Consider the following 20,113-nt stretch of genomic DNA (forward strand, 5'->3'; position numbering starts at 1 on the left):
AAAAGGCATAAGCCGAAACGGAGTGGTCCGTCGCGGCGCTGTTAACCGGACATTCACCCGGCGGTTTCGGCAGCAATATTTGGTCGCCAAACTCCTTCAGTTATTATCTTCTCGATCAAATCTCAACTTGACAAGAACGCCAATGTTCAGCTTCAACATTCGACCGATGACGGCGGACGATTACACCGGATGGCTTCAACTCTGGAACATGTATTGCTCCTTCTATCGCGTGAACCTCGACCCGTGCATAACCGATCGGACTTGGCGTCGGATCAACGAATCGACGGTCCCAATCTATGGGCTGGTCGCGCAGAGCATGGAAGGCGAATTAGTGGGCATATGTCATTACGTCTGCCATCCGAACACTTGGAGCGACCGCACAGTTTGTTATTTGGAGGACGTGTTCGTTGCGCCGATGGCTCGGCGTTGGGGAGTCGCCACATCCTTCATTGAGAAACTGAAGTCAATCGGTACGGAGAAAAACTGGACACGAATTTACTGGATAACGAACGGCGACAACACCGCCGCGCAGGCAACGTACGATCGGGTGGCGAAGCGAAGCGGGCACGTCCGATATGAGATCTCCTTAGACGATTAACCGGTGCCTGCTGTCATTACGCAAAGCCGCGATTGTCAACAAGTCCCGCTGCAGTTGTGAGTGACTCATTGTCACCGATTTTGTTGAAAAACTCATTCTCTCGTGCCGCCGGACAACTTCGCGAACAATCGACCTCGCAGATCGCTCTACAAGCCGTTCGCGATCCCCCGGTTAGGGGTAAGAGGACCCCTGAAAACCTTGTGAACTTGTAGTGGGGGAGCTTCGCTTTTTAACAGATTCGGCCGTAAAAAGTCGCTGGACCGGGCGTGACGGCCGGATGCAGTCACCGTTGAAGCCAATCGCCGCGACCGATGCCATAGATGTGATCACATTGATCGTAAGCCTCGTCAATTGACAGATACAAATGATCTGAAGTCGGAAATGGCGCATCCAGAGATTCATATCGCATCAGTAGAAAGACTCCGCCTTCGAGTTCTTCAATCTCAATTTTTACGGTCGTGCCTTCGCTTTCGCCTCGTCCATCAAGGGATTTTCGAGTTGGCGCCCAAATCAGCATAGAACGTTCGGGTACGTCAAACTTAATGTTTTCATGTGAGTCGCACAACGTTGTTGGCTCATGTTCTCGCGAACGGCAACGCGTCGTCTTACCTACTCGTATTCCTTGCCGGCGATAAGCATGTCGGCGAAACGGCGCCACGGGTTCGATGGGACATCGTAAAACCGAAGTCCATTTTTGGATGCTTCGGCCCACGCAGCAGCCGCACCGAGGAACGCACCAATCGATCCATTTTCCCAGCCGGACTGACTAGGCGCTTCGGACCAATCGGATGCAAGCGCATGCAGAAAATCAATAAAGGACCGTTCGTCGACAACTCCATCCAATGCCTCGCGTAAGTCGCTGGGGTTTTGTCCTTCTGGCTTGCCACTCATCTTTCACACTTCACAGGAACTCAGTTGCTCGGATTGTCAGCGATCTGGACGTTGGCGTCGACCGGCAGTTCCTGGCCGAGGCTGTGTCAAAACGTGCGATTTCGAGGTTGAGCACGAAAATCGACCCACCAGAACGCTGCTTATCGGCTTCGCGGCACTTCGGCAAGGGTGAAGCGACACCCGAAAACCGGGTAGTTTCGAGTTTTGACACAGCCTCGGCCGAATTCTGTCCGAGGCTTATTGGCTCCGTTCGTTAAGAGACAACTGCAATTCTGAGATCAGACATTGGGGGCAATCCCGCTACAGAGAATTACTCCCGAACGTTGCGCTTGAATTCATCGTACATCGCCCATTGTTTGTCCTCGCAGATGTGAATATCGATGGGAACAGTTGGGCGATCAGCCAATGCCTGATTCAGTCCAGCCAGAAACTCAGTTTCGGAGCGCACGTAGTATGTCCACTCTCTCAAGTTTTCTCCGGTAGAAACGAGAACGAGGGTTGCAAATCTATCTTTTTCAACTACTGGACTCACTGCGTCCTCCGTGGCGTCCATCCACTCTCGCACGTCGATCGACGGCATTCCCGTTTCCGACTCGTATTGCCACGCAATTATGACTCGGATCGGATAATCGAGGCGATCGAAAGTTTTTCCAAAAGCTTTGATGTATCGAAAGATGATCATGCGACCACTGCTTGCATTCCGTGATGTTGCCGTTGCCCACACCGCCTCTGTCATGTCGCTAGTCACCAATGCTCCTTGGCTTTCAAAGTTTTTAATCTTTGTATCTGCTTCAAGCAAATGGAGAACCCTAAGCTTCGTCGTTTTGTCATGTGACATTAACCGATTGTCCACGATCTAACCAGCGCTGCCGGGTCTTCGGAAATGGCCGCCTGCCGGCCTATGCGTTTTGACTCGTCGCGACCCTGAGCTGTCACGTCGCCAAAAAGTTTCGAATGATGGCGGATCGGGTTGACCGCGGACTCTCGTGTTGTGCGTCGTTCGCTGCAGAGTGGTACTGGACAATACGATCCCCCGCAGAAATTTCGCAACCATATGCAATATGAATTAAATATTTAAAAGAATCTGCCGTTATCTTTATCGGCAGGCCGCCAATTCGAAACGGAAAGGCGGTAACGAGAATAGACCTCGAAGCGAGTAAAAGACGCTGGCGCGATCAGAATCGATTGCGCACGGCCACCGCCTCGAAGGTCGAGATCCGCGCAAATTCCTGCTCGCGCGCGGACCAAGAAATACACCGTGATGATCGAGAAATACTTGGGCCGCAACGAACGGCCTCGGGGAAACGCGCGCGTGGCTGGGGAACAGCCTGACGCGCTGCGTAGGTTCGTCCGTCGGGTCTTGCCGCTTTGCGGGCTGGCCCTGGCGGTGCTGCATAGCAGCCTTGTCAATGCCCAGTCGGCCGGTACGCTCGGCGAGCAGGAGCAGCGCCGGCGCGCCCAGGCGCAGGCCGAGGAGCGCGCGCGTGCGCTCGCAGCCCCCAACGTCCAGCTTCAGTCGAATGCGCCCGCATCGCCCGAAGCGCGCGACGATGGCCGTTTGCCGGTGGAGACACCGTGCTTTCGTCTCGACACGCTCTCGCTTGAAGTGCCGCCCGGTTTGAGCGATACGGTGGAGGCCGCCGGTGCGCAGGCGCTTTCGCCCAATCCGCTCTTCCCCGGCGAGCTGACCTTCGCGAGCCACTATCTCCAGCGCTATCGCGGTCAGTGCGTTGGCCGCGCGGGGCTCAACCTGATCGTGCATCGGGTTTCCGCACTCATCATCGAGAAGGGTTATTCGACCACGCGTGTCGTAATCGCGCCGCAGGATCTGGCCACGGGTCAACTCAAGCTCCAGTTGATTCCCGGTGTAATCAGCGCGATTCGTTTTGCCGATTCGAAGACCTACGGCACGTGGCGCAACGCATTTCCCACGCGCGCGGGCGATCTGCTGAATCTGCGCAGTCTCGAGCAAGGCCTCGAGCAGATGAAGCGCGTGCCGAACCAGGACGTCGACATGCAGATCGTGCCGGGCCCGACGACCGGCGAAAGCGATGTCGTGATCGCGGTAAAGCGGCAGAAACCGTGGTCGCTCGCCCTGAGTGCCGACGACAGCGGCCTGAAATCGACCGGCCAGTACCAGGGAACGGCAAGCCTCACGATCGACAATCCGCTTGGGTTATCCGATCTCTTCAATATCAGCTACAACCACGACATCGACGGGCATCCCGGTCAATACGGCACGCATGGCAACAGTGCGTTCTATTCGATTCCCTGGGGCAACTGGACCTTCACCGCAACGGCGAGCCAGTACAACTACCACCAGCAGATCGCGGGTGCGTTCAGCACGCTCGTATCCAGCGGCAAGTCGAAGACCTTCGACGTCAAGGTCGAATATCAGTTCTATCGCAACCAGGTTCAGAAAAACTCGCTCGAGTTCCGCATGGGCAAGTATTTCAGCGAGGCCTTTATTGATGGCTCGGAGCTCGATGTCCAGCATCGCGACAACAGTTTCGCGGAGATCGGCTGGGAGCATAAGCATTACTTCGGTGCTGCCCAACTCGACAGCTCGCTGGCCTACCGCTGGGGCGTGCCCTGGTTCGGCGCGCAGCACGATCTGGCTGGCGTGGGCGCGGGTACGCCGACCTACTACTACCACATCGAAACCGTCAACGCGACGCTGAGCGTGCCGTTCTCGATCGCCGGCGTGCCGCTGCGCTACACGGGGACGGTGAGTGCGCAGAACTCGCCGAGTGTCCTCTATCCCACCGAATACTTCTCGATTGGCGGGCGCTATACGGTGCGCGGCTTTGACGGCAATACGGTGCTGGCCGCAGAGAAGGGCGCGTTCATGCGCAACGATCTGGAATTGCCGATCCTGCAGACCGGACAGGCGATTTATATCGGTATCGATGGCGGCGAGGTGTTCGGGCCGCAGGCACACAACCTCCTCGGGCGCAGGCTCGCCGGGGCCGTGATCGGCCTGCGCGGCAGCCTCTATCGCCATGCCAGCTACGACGTATTTGTCGGCGGCCCCCTGTATCAGCCCACCGGTTTCCCCAATCACTGGCCGGTGGCGGGCTTCAGCGTGAGTTTCCAGCTATGAACAAGAATATCCATCGCGTCATTTTTAGCGCGGCTCGCGGGCTTTGGACGGTTGTACAGGAAACGGCGACGGCGCTCGGCAAAGGACGCGTCGCCAGCGCATTGCGAGGTGCTTGCGCCGCTATTTCACGCGCCGGGCGCGTCAGCCGTATCGACATGCTGTCGATGCGGCATGTCGCCTTCGCCGCGTTATGCGTGTTCGGCATGCAACCGGTGCTGGCGAACGCGCAGGTGGTGGCGGCGCCTTCGTCGGGCAGCAAGCCGGTGGTCGGTGTGACCGCCAACGGTCTGCCGGTCGTGCAGATCACCGCGCCCAACAGCGCGGGCGTATCGAACAACAACTACACCCAGTACAACGTCGGCTCACAAGGTCTGATCCTGAACAATGCGTCGGGCAACGTGCAGACGCAGCAGGCCGGTTACGTAGCGGGCAATCCGAATCTGGTCGCGGGCAGTGCGCGCGTGATCGTCAATCAGGTAGTGGGCGGCAGTGCGAGCCAGTTGCTCGGCTACACCGAAGTGGCGGGGCAGAAAGCCGAAGTGGTGATCGCCAACCCGGCCGGCATCGTCTGTAATGGTTGCGGTTTCATCAATACGAGCCGGGGCGTCCTGACGACGGGCACGCCAGTGTTCGGCGGCACGGGGAGTCTGGATGCATTCCATGTGAGGGGCGGGCAGATCCAGGTGAGTTCGGACGGGCTCAACGCCAGCAATGTCGATCAGGTCGATCTGATCGCGCGCAGCGTGGCCGTCAACGGCAAGATCTGGGCGGGCCAGTCGCTCAATGTGATCGCGGGTAACAACGACGTTCGCCATGACGATCTGGGCGTGACAGCGTTGGGGGCGGACGGCAATAGCCCGGGTGTCGCCATCGACGTTGCCCAGCTTGGTGGCATGTACGCAGGCAAGATCGTCCTCAAAGGTACGGAGACTGGCGTTGGCGTCAACAGCGCGGGCACGCTGGCGGCCCAGTCTGGCGATCTGCAGTTGAGCAGCCAGGGCAAGGTGAGCTTGTCGGGCGCGGCTAGCGCGAGCGGCAATCTGTCGATTGCGGCCGCTGGCGATGTATCGATCAGCGGCTCCGTCTACGCAACGCAGAACACGACGGTGAGCAGCCAGGGACAAGTGGCTGGCAGCGGCACGATCGCGGCGCTCGGCAATACGTCGGTCACGGCAGCGAGCGTCGTTTCGGGCGGCACGCTGGGCGCGGGCATCGACGCCAACGGTAACGTCACCGGTTCCGGCAGTCTGTCGGTGACGGGCGCAGGCGCCATTACGGCGACCGGCCAGCAACTGGCGGGCGGCAATCTGGCGATGACCGGCAGCAGCGTGAACATGGCGGGCGCGCAGACCCAGGCGAGCGGCGACGTGTCGCTGATCGCGACTGGCGCGGGCGGCGATAGCGGCAACATCGCGCATAGCGGGGCGTTGCTGCAGGCGGGCGGCACGCTGACGGCCAACGCCGCGGGCACCGTCACGAACGATCAGGGGCAGGCAAGCGCCGCACAACTGAACGTGACGGCGGGCGCCCTCTCGAACCGGGGCGGCACGCTCTCGCAGACCGGCACGGGCGACACGACGCTCGCGGCGACCGGTGCTTTCGACAATAGCGGCGGCTCGCTCACGAGCAACGCGCAGAACACCACGATTCACTCGGCGGCCCTGACCAATGCGAACGGCACGATCAGCCAGGCTGGAAGCGGCGCGCTGAATGTGCAGACCGGCGCGCTCGACAACACCGGTGGCACTCTGGCCACCAACGGCGTGGCGACGATTGCCGCATCCAGTGTGGGCAACCGGTCAGGTTCAATCACCTCGGCGCAGGCGCTGAACGTGACTTCGAACGGCGATATCGACAATACCGCGGGGCAACTGCAGGCCGCGGGCGCGGTCAAGGTCTCCGGCGCGAATGTGCAGAACGCGGCCGGGCGCATCGTCTCCGAAAACGGCGACGGGCTGACGCTCACGGCGAGCGGCCAGATTGAAAATACTGCGGGCACGACCGCCCAGGGTGCAACGGGCGGCGTGATCGGCGGCAATGGTGACGCGACGATCCGCGCGGCCACGCTTGCCAACAGCGGCACGCTCACGGCTGCGAAGACGCTGGCCGTCACGACATCGGGCGCGCTCGACAACAGCAACGGCTCGATGAGCGCGGCGACCTTGCGGGCAAACGCGGCATCGATCTTGAATGCGAATGGAGCGATCAGCGCCGACAGCGTTTCGATCAGCGCGCCACAGCTCGACAATAGCGGCGGCAAGATCACCGCGAACCAGCTCGACATCAGTGCGACGAATCTGACCAATGCGGGTGGCGAGCTGACCCAGCTCGGCGCGGCTGCGATCGGCTTGAACGTTAGCGGCGCTATCGACAATTCGTCGGGCGGCCTGATCCAGAGCGCGGGAGCGGATATGACGCTCGCTCCGGCCACGCTGGACAACGACGGCGGCACGATCACGCACGCGGGCACCGGCACGTTGGCGATCGATACCGGCGCGGGAGCGCTGACGAATGTCGGCGGCAAGATCGCGACCAACGGGCTTGCGAATGTCTCGGCGGGCAGTATCGATAACACGGGCGGTGCGATTTCTGCGGCGAACGGGTTGAATGCAACGGCAAGCGGCGCGTTGAACAACGCGAACGGGCAACTCGATTCGAACGCGGACCTGAGCGTCGCGAGCGGCACGGGTATCGCGAACACCGGCGGGACGATGTCTGCGGCGGGCAATGTGTCCGTGCAGGCCGCGACGCTGACGAACGGCGGCAGTATCACGGCCGGGCAGAGCCTCGATGCCACGATCACGGGTACGCTGGACAACAGCGCTGGCACGCTGGGCGCACAGACGATCACGGCAAGTGCGGCGTCGCTGAAAAACTCGGGCGGTACGATCAGCGCTCACGTTGTTGCGCTCACTGCTCCGCAACTCGACGATAGCCACGGCAGCATCATCGCCGATCAGCTTGCGCTTGCGGCGACGAACCTGACGAACGAAGGCGGCACGATCACGCAACTGGGCACCGGCGCGATGGGGCTCGACGTGAGCGGTACGCTCGACAACGCGAACGGCGGCGTGCTGCAGGCAAACAGCACCGATCTGACGCTCGCGCCTGCGACGTTGAACAACGATGGCGGCAAGATTACGCACGCGGGGAGCGGGACGCTGACGATTGACGCCGCGAACGGTGCGGGAGCGGTCACGAACGCGGGCGGGACGATCGTGAGCAACGGCCGCACCGTGTTGAGCGCTGGAAGCCTTGATAACACCGGCGGTGCGTTGGGAGGTCAGGCCGGCCTCGATGCGACGGTAGCGGGCGCGCTGAACAACTGGCAGGGGCAACTGGCGTCGAATGCGGGCCTGAGCGTTGCGAGCGGCGCGCTGACCAACGCAGGCGGTACGATCACGGCGACTGATGACGCTACGATCAACGCGGCTTTGCTGACGAACAGCGGAAAGATCTCGGCCGGGCAGACCTTGACGGCTAACGTCGCGGGCACGCTCGACAACAGTAGCGGCTCGCTCGGCGGTGCGACTGTGGTGGCGAATGCCGCTCAGCTGAAGAACGCGTACGGGACGATCAGCGCGAATACCACGACCGTAGCGGCGACGCGGCTCGACAACAGCAGCGGTCAGATCATCGCGGAGCAACTCAGTCTGAGCGCCGCGAACCTGATCAACGAACACGGTACGCTGACGCAGCTTGGTTCGGGCGGGATGGGGTTCGCGGTCAGCGGCGCGTTCGACAATTCGAACGGTGGCCTGTTGCAATCCAACAGCGCGGATCTCGCACTCATGCCTTCGACGCTTGACAACGACGGCGGCACGATCACGCACGCTGGCACCGGCACGCTGACGATCGATGCCGCCAGTGGCACAGGAGCGCTCTCCAACGCAGGCGGTTCGATCGTCAGCAATGGGCAGACGGTCCTCGCGGCGGGCAGCGTCGATAACACGGGTGGGGCGATCGGCGGTCATGCCGGGTTGACCGCGACCGTGGCGGACGGATTGAACAACACGCACGGTCAGCTGGCGTCGAATGCCGATCTGAAGGTGTCGAGCGGTGCGGACCTGACGAACGCCGACGGCGTGATAACTGCTGCAGGGAACAGTACCGTGCAGGCGGCTTCGCTGACGAACACGGGCAACATCACGGCCGGGCAGGTGCTGAACGCCACGGCGACGAGCATGCTCGACAACAGCGGCGGCACCTTGAGCGCGCAGACAGTCAACGCTCAGGCGGCTTCGTTGCGCAACGCTGGCGGCGTGGTCAGCGGCAATACGGTCTCGGCGACGGCGACCGGGCTGGACAATAGCAGCGGTCAGATTATCGCGGAGCAATTAAGCCTGAGTGCCGCGAACCTCGCCAACGAGCACGGTTCGCTGACCCAGCTCGGGTCGGGAGCGATGGGCTTCGCCGTGAGCGGCACGCTCGACAATTCAAACGGCGGGGTCATCCAGGCCAATAGCACGGACCTGACGATTGCGCCTTCGACGCTCGACAATGACTCGGGCACGATTACGCATGCGGGCACCGGCACGCTGACGCTCGGCGCGGCCGATGGCTCCAGTTCATTGCATAACGCAGGCGGCAAGATCGTAAGCAATGGGCTGACGAAGTTGTCGGCCGCCAGCGTGGACAACACGGGCGGCGTGATCGGCGGCCAGGGCGGATTCGACGCAACCGTTTCCGGCGAGCTCGACAACACGCGTGGGCAGATCGCCTCCAACGCCGATTTCAGCCTCAGCGGCGGCGCGGCCCTGACGAACACGGGCGGCACGATCGCAGCGACTGGCAACGGCACGCTGCAGGCCGCCTCGCTGACGAATGGCGGCAGTATTACAGCCGGACAGCGTCTTGGCGTGGCAATCGACGGCACACTGGACAACAGCAACGGCACGCTCAGCGCGCAAACGCTGACGGCGAGTGCGGCATCGTTCAGGAACGCGAGCGGTCTCGTGAGCGGCGATTCTGTCGCGATCTCGGCGCCGCAGCTCGACAACAGCGGCGGCCGGCTCATCGCGAACCAGCTCGCCCTCAGGGCGACGAACCTGTCGAACGAAGGCGGCACGATCACGCAACTCGGCAGCGGCTCGCTTTCGCTGGACGTGAGCGACACGCTCGACAACGCGAACGGCGGCGTGCTTCAGAGCAACAGCACGGACCTGACGATTACACCCGCGTCGCTGGACAATAGCGGCGGCACGATCACGCACGCGGGCTCGGGCACGTTGACCATCGTTGCGGGCAATGGCGCCGGTTCGTTGAGCAACGCAGGCGGCAAGATCATCACCAACGGCGCAGCGACGGTGTCCGCCGGCACGCTCGACAACACGCACGGTACATTGTCTTCGCAGAACATCCTGTCCGCCGTCGTTCAGGGCGTGCTGAACAACACCTCAGGACGGCTTTCGTCGGGCACCGGTCTGAGTGCGTCCAGCGGCGATCAGTTGATCAACGCCGCGGGCGTGATCGGCGCTGGCGGCGTTGTGGCCGGCAGCACGCTGAGCCTGAGCGCGGCGTCGATCGACAACAGCGGCGGCGCGATCACCAATGTCGGCACGGGCACGACCACGCTCGAAGGCGGCAGCAGCATTACCAACGCCAATGCGGGCGGTGTGTCAGGCATGGGTTCGATAAGTGGCAACGGTGATGTCACGCTGGCTGCGACTTCGATTTCGAACACGCAAGGGGGGCAGCTCAGTGGCGCGAACCTGCAGATCAACGCGGGCAACCTCGACAACAGCGGCGGGACAATCGGCAACGTCGCGCATGTGGCGAACGTCGCGGGTGATGTGGCGATTTCTGCGACAGGCAATCTGACCGGGACGGGCGGACGCATCGGCGCATCGCGCAATCTCTCGCTCACCGCGAATTCTGTACTCGGCGGCGGCGCATACAGCGCCGTCGGCAATCTTGCGTTGAATCTGCAGGGTGATTTTACGACCTCACCGAGCTACAGCTTCAATGCCGGCGGCACGCTCGCCTTCTCGTTGCCGGGCACCTTTACGAATGTCGGCGGCTTATCGGCGGCGAATGGCCTCAGTGTTAGCGCAAGCAATATTAAGAACTCCGGCGCACTGGTGGCAGGTGGCATGCTCACCACCCATTCGACCACGTTGACCAACACGGGCACGATCGTGGGCGGCAGCGTGTCGCTCAACGCTACGCAGACGCTTTCGAACGTGGGCACGAGTGCGCTGATCGGCGCAACCGACAGCGCGGGCACGCTTGAACTGCTGGCGCAGGACATCGAAAACCGGGACGACACGACCGCAACCGATTCGCAGGCGACGACCGCGATTTACGGCCTCGGCAAGGTTGTGCTGGCGGGAGGCAAGGACGCAGGCGGTAATTACATCAACGCCACTCTGGTGCACAACCAGTCTGCGTTGATTCAGTCTTTCGGCGACATGACGATCGACGCGAATCAGGTGACCAACACCCGCCGCGAGATGACCACGACCGGTTTGACGTCCTCAGTCGACCCGGCGCTACTCGATAGCCTCGGCATCAGCATGTCGGGCTGCACGGCTATTTACATGGAGGCATGCTCTGGCCAGTCGGTCGGCTGGGTCGTCCAGGGCGACCCGAACCTGATCGGCGGCGCTTACACCCAGGTGCCACATGGCGGGCAGTGGAACAGCGGCTATCAGTACACGACCTATACCGGTGTCGCGGTCGCCAACACGGTCGCCTCCATCAGTCCAGAAGCGCAGATCCTTGCGGGCGGCAACCTCAATACGTCAACGGTTAGCCTGTTCCAGAACCACTGGAGCCAGGTGGCCGCCACTGGCAATATTGCAGGCCCCACGACACTTGACCAGAACAGCTGGCAGGGCCAGACGGCGCCGCAGGTGCAGGTCACGTATTCGGGCGAGTATCACTACAACAACTACGACAACAGCGAACACAACTGGCAATTGCCGTTTGGAGATGCCGGTTTCGTGACGTCCAATCCGGGGGGCTACAGCCAGCCGGCGCCCGCCGACATCCGGACGTACGCGTTGCCGGGCTACGAGTCGAGTTTCGTGGCAAACGGCACGCTCAGCGGCACCGGCATGACCATTGACAACACGGCCGGCAATGCGGGCGTGGCGCCGCTCGGACTGCTGCCGGGGCAGTCACTGACGGCAACGGGCGCGGGAGCCATCAACGGCACGATCGGCAGCGTACCAACGGGCGGCACGATCTCCGCAGGTGCAGCGAGCGGGACCATCAGTTCAGGCTCCACCGGTGGGGCCATCGGCGCGGGACTGGTGAGCGGCACGATCGGTACGGGATCGGCAGGCGGTGCGGTGAGCGCCAACGCCGTGAGCGGTTCGATTGCTGCGAGCGGCGGCTCGCATGCATCGACTGTAGCGGTTCAGGGCGGCAAACTGGCCAACAGCGGACTCGCCAATTCCGGTAATCCGACGATCGCGGCCGCTACGGCGGTCAAGGTGCTCAACAACATCACGGTGCCCAGCGGCGGTCTGTTCAGCGCGGATACGGCACCCAACGCGCCTTATCTGATCGAGACCAATCCCGCGTTCGCGAACCAGCAGCAGTGGCTGTCGAGCAATTACTACTTCCAGCAGATGGGCATGGATCCCCAGCAGACGCAGATGCGGCTGGGCGACGGGTTCTACGAGCAACAGCTCGTCCAGAACCAGATCCTGTCGATGACGGGCAAGTCGGTGCTGACCAATTATGCCGACACGCAGGACGAATTCAAGGCGCTGATGACCTCGGGCGCGCAGTTGGCGAAATCGCTCGATCTCGCGCCGGGAACGGGCCTCACGCCCGATCAGGTGGCGCAGCTCACGAGCAATGTCGTGATCATGCAGACTCAGGTGGTCGACGGGCAGTCGGTGCTCGTGCCGGTGGTCTATCTGGCCAAGGCCAGCCAGGAAAACATGGCCAACGGGCCGGTGATCGCGGCAACCGACATCGATCTGCAGAATGCGCAGACCGTGACCAACAGCGGCACGATTAGCGCGACCAACAGCTTTGCCGTCGACGCGCAGAACATCGACAGCTCGTTCGGTACGCTGCAAAGCGGCGGGCAGTTGTCGCTTGTTTCGGCGGGCAACGTGAACCTGACCTCGGCGACCGTGAACGCGGGCACTCTTGCGTTGCAGGCCGGCAACGACGTGATCCTGAATACGGCGGTGAATTCGCTGCATCAGGCGAACGGCGACAGCGTGACACGCGATACCTCGACGCTCGGACCGCTGGCGAGCATCAACGTGACCGGCAATGCGGCGATCGTCACCGGCGGGAATCTGGAGCAGAACGCCGCTGCGTTGAACGTGGGTGGCGCACTCGGCATGAGTATCGGCGGCAACTGGAACCTCGGTGTGGCACAGACCGGCGAGACGAAGGTGGTGCTGACGGCGAGCTCCGTTTCCGATACCCATCTCGTCAGCGACACGGGCAGCAGCGTGAAGGTGGGCGGGGCGTCGATGATTGCCGTCGGCGGTGATCTCACAGCCAGCGGCGCGAAATTGGATCTGGGCGGTGGCGGCACCGTGGCGGCAGGCGGCAACGTGACGCTGCAAGCAGCCACGGCGACCTCGACGGTGGACGACAGCAGTTCCGGCCACGACCATCACGGTAGCTATTCGGCGTCACTGCACACCTCGGACGATGCGGTTACCGGCACGACGATCAACAGCGGCGATAACCTCAGCGTGTTGTCCGGCAAGGACATCGATCTGAGCGGCAGCAGCATCACATTGACGAAAGGCACGGCAACGCTCGCGGCAGCCGGCGACGTGAACATCGCCGCCGCGAGCGAGACGCACGTTTCCGATTTCCAGGCATCGGGCAGCCACAGCGGCGTGCTGAGCAGCACGAGCCGCGAGAGCGTGAGCAACAACGCATCGACGCAGGCCGACGCCAGCCTGATCTCTGCGGATTCCGTGGCGATATCGGCGGGCAAGAACCTCAACGTGACCGGCAGCAACATCGTCGGCACCGATGCGGTTGCGCTGGCCGCCACGGGCGACGTCAACCTCAGCGCTGCCACGGAAACCTATCAGGACAACGAGTACTACCAGGAGAAGCATTCCGGGTTCTCGTTCACCGGCGGCCTGGGTATCAGCGTCGGCTCCAGCGAGCAGCACCAGCAATACGATGCGGGATCGGTCACGCAAAGCCAGGCGCGCAGTACGGTCGGCGCGTCGGCGGGTAATGTGTCGATCGTCGCGGGCGGCGATCTGCACGTGGGCGGCAGCGATGTGGTCGCGGGCAAGGCGGCGGCTGACACGAGCGACGCCACCGGCAATATCGCGTTGCAGGCGCAGAACATCGTCATCGATCCGGGCCAGGACGCGGCGCAGAGCCACGACGAGCAGGAGGCCCATTCGAGCGGTCTGACGGTTGCGATCACGGGCACGCCGCTCGATACCGTCAAGAACCTGCGCGCCGATGCGTCTTCAGGTAACGCATTCGAACGCGGCCAGAACACGCTGCTCGAAGTGGGCGCCAGCGCGGCGGATACGCCCGGCATTTCTGTTTCGTATGGACGCAGCAGCAGTTCGAGCACGACCGATCTGTCGAGTGTCACCAACGCGGGCAGCACGCTGCGCGCGGGCGGCAACGTCACCGTGAACGCAACGGGCGGCGCGGTGAAGGATGCGAGCGGCAAGGCGCTCGACGGCGATATCACGGTGACGGGTTCGGCGATCAGCGCGGGCGGGACGGCGCTTTTCAACGCCAACCACGACGTCACGTTCCAGGCGTCGACCGACCAATTGCAGCAAAGCACGCAGTCGAGCAGTTCCAGTTCGGGCTTCTCGCTCGCAGCGCCGTCACTCGGCGACGTGACGCGCTGGGTCGGCGGAACGGCGAATAGTGACGGTGTCGGGCCGTCGCCGTACAACGCCGCGAGCAGTAGCGCAAACGGCACGCAGACCGCGAACACGCAGACGGCTTCGACCGTGGTTGCGAACAGCGTGGTCGTGAAAAGCGATACCGGCGATATCAACGTGATCGGTTCGGGGATCAGCGGCACGCAGGGCGTCGACCTGGTCGCCAGCCAGGGCGCGATCAACGTGCTGGCCGGGCTGGATTCCAGCACCAATCATCAGGAGTCGAGCAGCAAAAAGATCGGGGGCCTCGGCAGTAATGGAACTTCGACCGGCTTTAGCGTCGGCGTGGCGAGCAATCATGGCGTCGAGGACTCCGCCGCGCAAACGCAGAGCACGATGCGCAGCCAGCTCGTGAGCGCCAATGGCAACGTGACACTGGACGCGAAGCAGGACGTGACGGTGCAAGGTTCCGACCTGAGCGCAGGCGGCGACCTGGCATTGACCGGCAAGAACCTCAATCTTGACCCGGGAACGGACGGCACCCAGAGCAGTGCCAGCCAGAGCTCGAGTCAGTTCGGTGTCAGTCTGGCGCTTGGGGGCGCGGTGGGCAATGCGGTCGCGACCATCAACCAGAGCATGAACCAGGCGAGCAGCACGGACAATTCGCGGCTCAAGGCGCTGGACGTTGCCCAGGCCGGCCTCGCTACGTACAACGCGATTCAGGTTGCGCGCGCGTCAATGTCGGGACCGACGGCGCAGCCGCTCATCAAGGCGACGGTGAGCATCGGTGGCGGCACGAGTCACAGTCAGACGCAACAGACCACGCTCGCGAACGATGGCAGCACGCTGACGGCTGGCCATGACGTTACTCTCGTTGCGACCGGAAGCGACACGAAGGACGCGAGCGGCGCCGCTACCGACGGCGACATCAATGCGGCGGGTACGCGGATTTCCGGCCAGAACGTGACGCTCGACGCCGCGCGGGATATCAACCTGCAAAGCGCCAGGGATGCGAGCGAGCAATCAAGCAGCAATAGCAGCAGCAACGGCAGCATCGGCGTGGGGCTTGCCGTTGGCGGCCAGCAAAACGGTTTCACCGTGGAGTTGGCAGCGAGCATGGCGCATGGCAACGCAAACGGGCAAAGCTCCACGAATCAGGATACGCAGATTGCCGCGAGCAACATGCTGTCACTGATGAGTGGGCGCGACACCAACCTTCGCGGCGCCGAAGTAGCCGGCAATAGCATCGACGCAAATGTGGGCCGCGATCTCAATGTCGCCAGCCAGCAGGACACAAGCACATACGCGAGCAAGCAGACGAGCGGCGGGTTTCAGGCGAGCCTCTGCATACCGCCGATCTGCGTAGGCCAGGCGGTGAGCGGCAGTGCGAGTTTCAGTCAGCAGACAATCGATTCGGACTATCAGTCGGTCAATCAGCAGAGTGGTTTCTATGCGCGCAACGGCGGATTCGACATCAACGTCGGCAATCATACGCAGCTCGATGGCGGCGTGATCGCGAGCACCGCAAGCCCGGAGTTGAACAATCTGTCGACGCAAACGCTGGGTTTCACAAATTTGGAGAACCACGCGAGCTACTCTGGCGACACTGTGGGGCTTAGTGCTAGCGGGGGTTTTGGCCACAGTACGAAGGATGGTGTGACCCTGAGCACGCCGGTAGCGCAGGGCGCCAACCACGCGCTAGGACCGCAGACTTCGCAAGGCCTGGGGCCGTCTGGGGTATCGCTTTCGGGAACGAGTAGTGATGCGAGCGGCACAACCTACGCCGCCGTGAGTGCTGGCACGATCACGGTGCGCGAAGATGCGGGCACGGGCCAGGACAGCACAGCGGGCCTTAGCCGCGACACGGCGAATGCAAATGGCGTGGTGCAGAACACGTTCAATGCACAGACCGTGCAGGATGACATGGCGATCCAGCAGGCGACTGGCCAGGTCGGCATGCAGGTGGTGGGTGATGTCGCGCAGCACTTTGAGCAGCAAGCTGCTTCGAAGATCAGCGACGCGCAGAGTCGACTCGACAGCGCGAAAGCGTCCGGAGATACGGCTGCGGCACAGCAAGCGCAGGCGGACTTGGACGCCGCAGATGCGCAAATCGCTTTGTGGAGCAATGACGGCGCGGCTCGAATTGCATCGCACGCTGCGGTCGCCGCAATCGGCGCAGCTCTGGGCGGCGGCAGTGTACAGGGTGCCGTTGCCGGCACCGTGGCGGGTGATCTTGCGAGCAATGCAACCGCCAAAGTGGTTGGCGATACGCTTAGCGGCACGTTGTTATCGAATCCCGCAGCGGGACTGGCCGGCGCGGTCGCAGGCGGAGGAGTTGGTGGTACTTCGGGTGCAGTTAGTGGTGTGGGAGGAGCGTTGAGTGCCGACCTCTACAACCGGCAGTTACACCCAGAGGAAATTGACAAGATCCTCCAACTCGCGAAAGGCAATACGGATCTCTTCAATCGCTTGGTCTCCGCGGCCTGCGTCGACGTCAATTGTTCGGGCGAATTTGCGGTGGGTTCACAAAATGAGATCCACTACTCGCAAATAGAGGCTGGCGGAGGTATGGATGCTGAGGCGCAGGAGATACTTCAAGCTGCACACAACGCTGATCCGAGCTTCCTAAGTTACAGCAAGGGGGCCGCTTTGGTTGATCAGATTCTCCGCGAGGCCAATACAATAGGCCAAAGCGTTGCCTGGACGCGTCAATTCGCTCTGGCCGCAGGTAGCGCCTTTGTCAACGGCGCAACGGAGTTCGGGCTTACTATTGCCGATGGGCTTTCGGCGGTGGGTGGTGGCGTCGGCAATCCAGTAAGCGAGTTGGGGCAATCTATCCAGCGGACCGGCGTGGTGCAGACGGGCGTAAATACGCTGGCCGGCTTCTCCGACACGATGCAAGGTGTCGGGCAGTGGAGTCCAAGCGCAGTAGGGTCGCTCGTTGGCAGTGCTGCACTGGCGTACCTCACGGATAAGATCGCCGCAGGAACTAGCAATAGCATAAGCGCGGGGATAGATAGTGCTCTCGGCGGATACAGTATCCGGGATGTAAACTCCGTCTATCCTGCCGATGGGCGAACGATGAACTGCGCAAACTGTTCAGTGGCGACGGATGCAACGTTGGCTGGAAACCCAACAAGCGCGTTGCCCGGGGCCGTAACAAGTCCCGAAGACCTTGCGACTGCTTTCGGAAAAACAGTCTTTAATTGGATTCAGCGGACCAATCCAGAAGCGATATCTCAGACGATGTTGAATTGGGGGGACGGGTCGAGAGCTGTTGTTTATGGTGCTCGCGGTGGCGAGATAGGGCACTTCAGCAATGTTATCAATCAAAACGGGACTGTTCGCTTCCTTGACGGTCAGTCAGGCGGCGCCACGAACCTGAATGACGGCTATACTCATTGGTTTATTCTGAGAACGGACAATTGAGGTGTAATGATGACTATCACTAAAGATCAGGCTTTGCATATTGTTCAAAACTACCTGGATGAGGAAATATCCTCAGGATCTGAAAAAAAATATGTTGTGATGGACGATAAAACCATTGAAAAATCTTATGGATGGGTCTTTATTTTTAATTCCAAGAAATACTTGGAAACGGGAAATATGCTCTATGCTCTAGGCGGAAATGGACCGATTGTTGTGGAGAAAGAAACGGGGAAAATTCATCAACTTGGAACGGCTCTATCGCTGCAAAATTCGATAAAACAGTTTGAGACGGCCAACGGATTTTGAATCCAATGTGGCGTGCATCTGCTTGGTCGAGCCGAATCTCAGTCGTCAAATTGCTTGAGAAAGGAATTCCTCGACCGATGGACGCTGTGGTCGCGTACAACAATCGTGCCGATGTCGAAAACACACTGAGTACTCCACCCAACTCAACATACATTCCAGAGAAATTTACAGGACAGGTCGTCTTTGTTCATTACAAATTCCTATGAAAGTCGCGGAATTAATAGCAAATGAACGCAGGGCAATCAATGGATCGCGATTGCGTCTCGAAGGGGTTTTTGTGATGATTAATAAGGTAGGGTATTTTGTTTCCGATATGGATGCTATTGATGATATGAGAAATGCAATACTACTTGAGCACGAAAATCTCATGAAACATCTATTCTCCAGTGTTCCTGCCTATGGTGGCGGGAAATATGTTTACTGTGATAGAGCGGAGATATCGGGTGTTTTTGAAAGACTCAACGAATCTATTTTCTTTGGTGTTATGAGAAAAATTGTGGATTTTGTCATATATAAATATGAAAATCCGATGATTGTAAGGCTGTGAACTGCTTTGAATTTGACATCGTGAACCCGCTGTCATCAGTCGGTGGGCCTGTATAAACGGCGACTGCGTTGGAATGAGGCGGGGTAATTCACAAGGAGGCGAGCGGCGATCCGGCGGAAGAAAAGGCTTTAGCGTCGATGTCTGGAATCACACGCAGCTCGACGTGGCGTGCTGTCGAGCACGGCGAGCGCCGACAAAAGCACGCTCTCGACACAGACGTTCGGTTATTCGAACCTGTAGAACTCGGCGAGCCATTTGGGCATGTCGCTGGGGTTCAGTGCGAGCGGCGGCGGTGGGAAGAGTACGAGGTCCGTCCTGAACAATTCGTTTTGCCGACCACCGGCGCTACGGCGACAGAAGCCCAGCGATGCGACGGTTGAGTAAGGCATTCAGAATAAAGGCATAGAGAAGCCGCAGCTTCGTGAGGATCATCCGAAGATTATGGCCTGCACCTCACAGCACCGCGTGCATCGCATCGCCGAGCGCACCCTTGAGCCAGTTGCGATCGAGTTTTCCGTCTGTCTTCATGTGACCGATGGCTGGTTCGATTGCGCTGCGCCGTCTGATCATCTCCCGTAGTCCGCGTGTGATACCCCGCCGCAAGCCCGGGTGGTAGATTTGCACACCATCGACGGCGACACCCTTATAGCCACGGTCGACGATGGCGACCTCCGGCGTGGCGTCGCACAGGATTGCCGCCTGCTCCAAGCGGAACAATTCCAGCCTCAAAGGTTCCTTGGAGTGCCCTAAAGATTCTGGGGAAATAAGAATGTTATACGGCGAAAAGGCAAGGTTTGCGATCGAATGTGAATTGAACGAGCATTCCGGCGGGGCATGGATGTTCGGCAAATTTTGTTATTGGATCGGTGGTGAACAAGTCGGAGATTTTGACAAAGGGACGTCTTTGCGCGATGTCCTATTCTCGATGCGATACATCATCGGTGACGCTGGGCAACGCACGGCGCCGTCTCTTGCCGTCCGTGATGAAGAGGAGATATTTCGCGCAATCCAGGAATCTTTGAATGAAAGTGGAACCGACGCAACGAAGCTGATTCCCGCCGACCTCCTGCCAGCGAGCTTTGACGTCTGCCCGCTAGTCGATATCTTTGACACTTGGTCTATCTACTTGGTTGATACGCAAGAAACTTCGAGAATTTTGTACTCGTCTGACAGTGGTGGCACCATAAAGGCAGTCGATCTGGCAAACGGCGAGTTCGACGCAGTGGCATCTACGGTCTGCGGAGAACTGGATCGCCTCTTGGACGCTTGCCAGTGACCAATTGGAAACACCGGGGTATGTGCCGGGTAATGCTACGTTTAATAGTGGGAATGGTGACGGTCAATCGGGCGCAGATAAGAAGCCGGTGGTCTCCGCGCAAGGTGAGGTTGGTGGCAAGGTTTTTAGTGATGTTAACCAAACAGCTAGACCTTCAAATCTTGCGGAT

9 protein-coding genes and 1 pseudogene are annotated in these 20,113 nt (G+C 60.6%); 6 read left to right on the top strand and 4 right to left on the bottom strand.

Annotated elements, in window-relative coordinates:
- The first annotated feature begins 142 nt into the window (after nt 1-142).
- Nucleotides 143-598, top strand: coding sequence for a GNAT family N-acetyltransferase (locus U5A67_RS39750; RefSeq protein WP_321818704.1), 456 nt, complete (start codon nt 143-145; stop codon nt 596-598).
- Between the two features lie 283 nt (nt 599-881).
- Here U5A67_RS39750 and U5A67_RS39755 read toward each other — a convergent pair whose 3' ends face one another.
- From U5A67_RS39755 to U5A67_RS39765, 3 genes are all read right to left on the bottom strand, one after another.
- The gene (locus tag U5A67_RS39755) at nt 882-1,115 is read right to left on the bottom strand and encodes a hypothetical protein (protein WP_321818703.1); all 234 of its coding nucleotides are present in this window, start codon (nt 1,113-1,115) and stop codon (nt 882-884) included.
- A 92-nt stretch (nt 1,116-1,207) separates the two neighbouring features.
- Nucleotides 1,208-1,489 carry a hypothetical protein gene (locus tag U5A67_RS39760; RefSeq protein WP_321818702.1) on the bottom strand — a complete coding sequence of 94 codons (282 nt, stop codon included), beginning with the start codon at nt 1,487-1,489 and terminating at the stop codon, nt 1,208-1,210.
- Nucleotides 1,490-1,799: 310 nt separating this feature from the next.
- Nucleotides 1,800-2,327: a DUF695 domain-containing protein gene (locus U5A67_RS39765; protein WP_321818701.1), complete on the bottom strand. Its 528-nt coding sequence runs from the start codon at nt 2,325-2,327 to the stop codon at nt 1,800-1,802.
- A gap of 549 nt (nt 2,328-2,876) precedes the next feature.
- On the opposite strand from U5A67_RS39765, the gene U5A67_RS39770 reads away from it, so the two are divergent.
- The 4 genes from U5A67_RS39770 to U5A67_RS39785 all read left to right on the top strand — a co-directional run bounded on the left by U5A67_RS39770 (nt 2,877) and on the right by U5A67_RS39785 (nt 18,668).
- Nucleotides 2,877-4,592: a ShlB/FhaC/HecB family hemolysin secretion/activation protein gene (locus U5A67_RS39770; protein WP_321818700.1), complete on the top strand. Its 1,716-nt coding sequence runs from the start codon at nt 2,877-2,879 to the stop codon at nt 4,590-4,592.
- On the top strand, nt 4,589-17,815 hold the full coding sequence (locus U5A67_RS39775; protein ID WP_321818699.1) for a hemagglutinin repeat-containing protein: 13,227 nt from the start codon (nt 4,589-4,591) through the stop codon (nt 17,813-17,815). The genes U5A67_RS39770 and U5A67_RS39775 overlap by 4 nt, the downstream gene beginning before the upstream one ends.
- Nucleotides 17,816-17,821: 6 nt before the next feature.
- Nucleotides 17,822-18,121 (top strand): YrhB domain-containing protein, encoded by a 300-nt coding sequence (locus U5A67_RS39780; RefSeq protein WP_321818698.1) that lies wholly within the window; start codon nt 17,822-17,824, stop codon nt 18,119-18,121.
- Between the two features lie 202 nt (nt 18,122-18,323).
- Nucleotides 18,324-18,668, top strand: coding sequence for a hypothetical protein (locus U5A67_RS39785; protein WP_321818697.1), 345 nt, complete (start codon nt 18,324-18,326; stop codon nt 18,666-18,668).
- Between the two features lie 345 nt (nt 18,669-19,013).
- On the opposite strand, the pseudogene U5A67_RS39790 reads toward U5A67_RS39785, so the two are convergent.
- Nucleotides 19,014-19,376, bottom strand: a pseudogene (locus tag U5A67_RS39790) (IS5/IS1182 family transposase); the annotation flags it as partial.
- Nucleotides 19,377-19,437: 61 nt separating this feature from the next.
- Between U5A67_RS39790 and U5A67_RS39795 the strand changes: the two are divergent.
- Nucleotides 19,438-19,944 carry an immunity 42 family protein gene (locus tag U5A67_RS39795; protein WP_321818696.1) on the top strand — a complete coding sequence of 169 codons (507 nt, stop codon included), beginning with the start codon at nt 19,438-19,440 and terminating at the stop codon, nt 19,942-19,944.
- The last annotated feature ends 169 nt before the right edge of the window (nt 19,945-20,113 follow it).

This window comes from Paraburkholderia sp. J69-1 (assembly GCF_905220255.1).
Classification (GTDB): Bacteria; Pseudomonadota; Gammaproteobacteria; order Burkholderiales; family Burkholderiaceae; genus Paraburkholderia.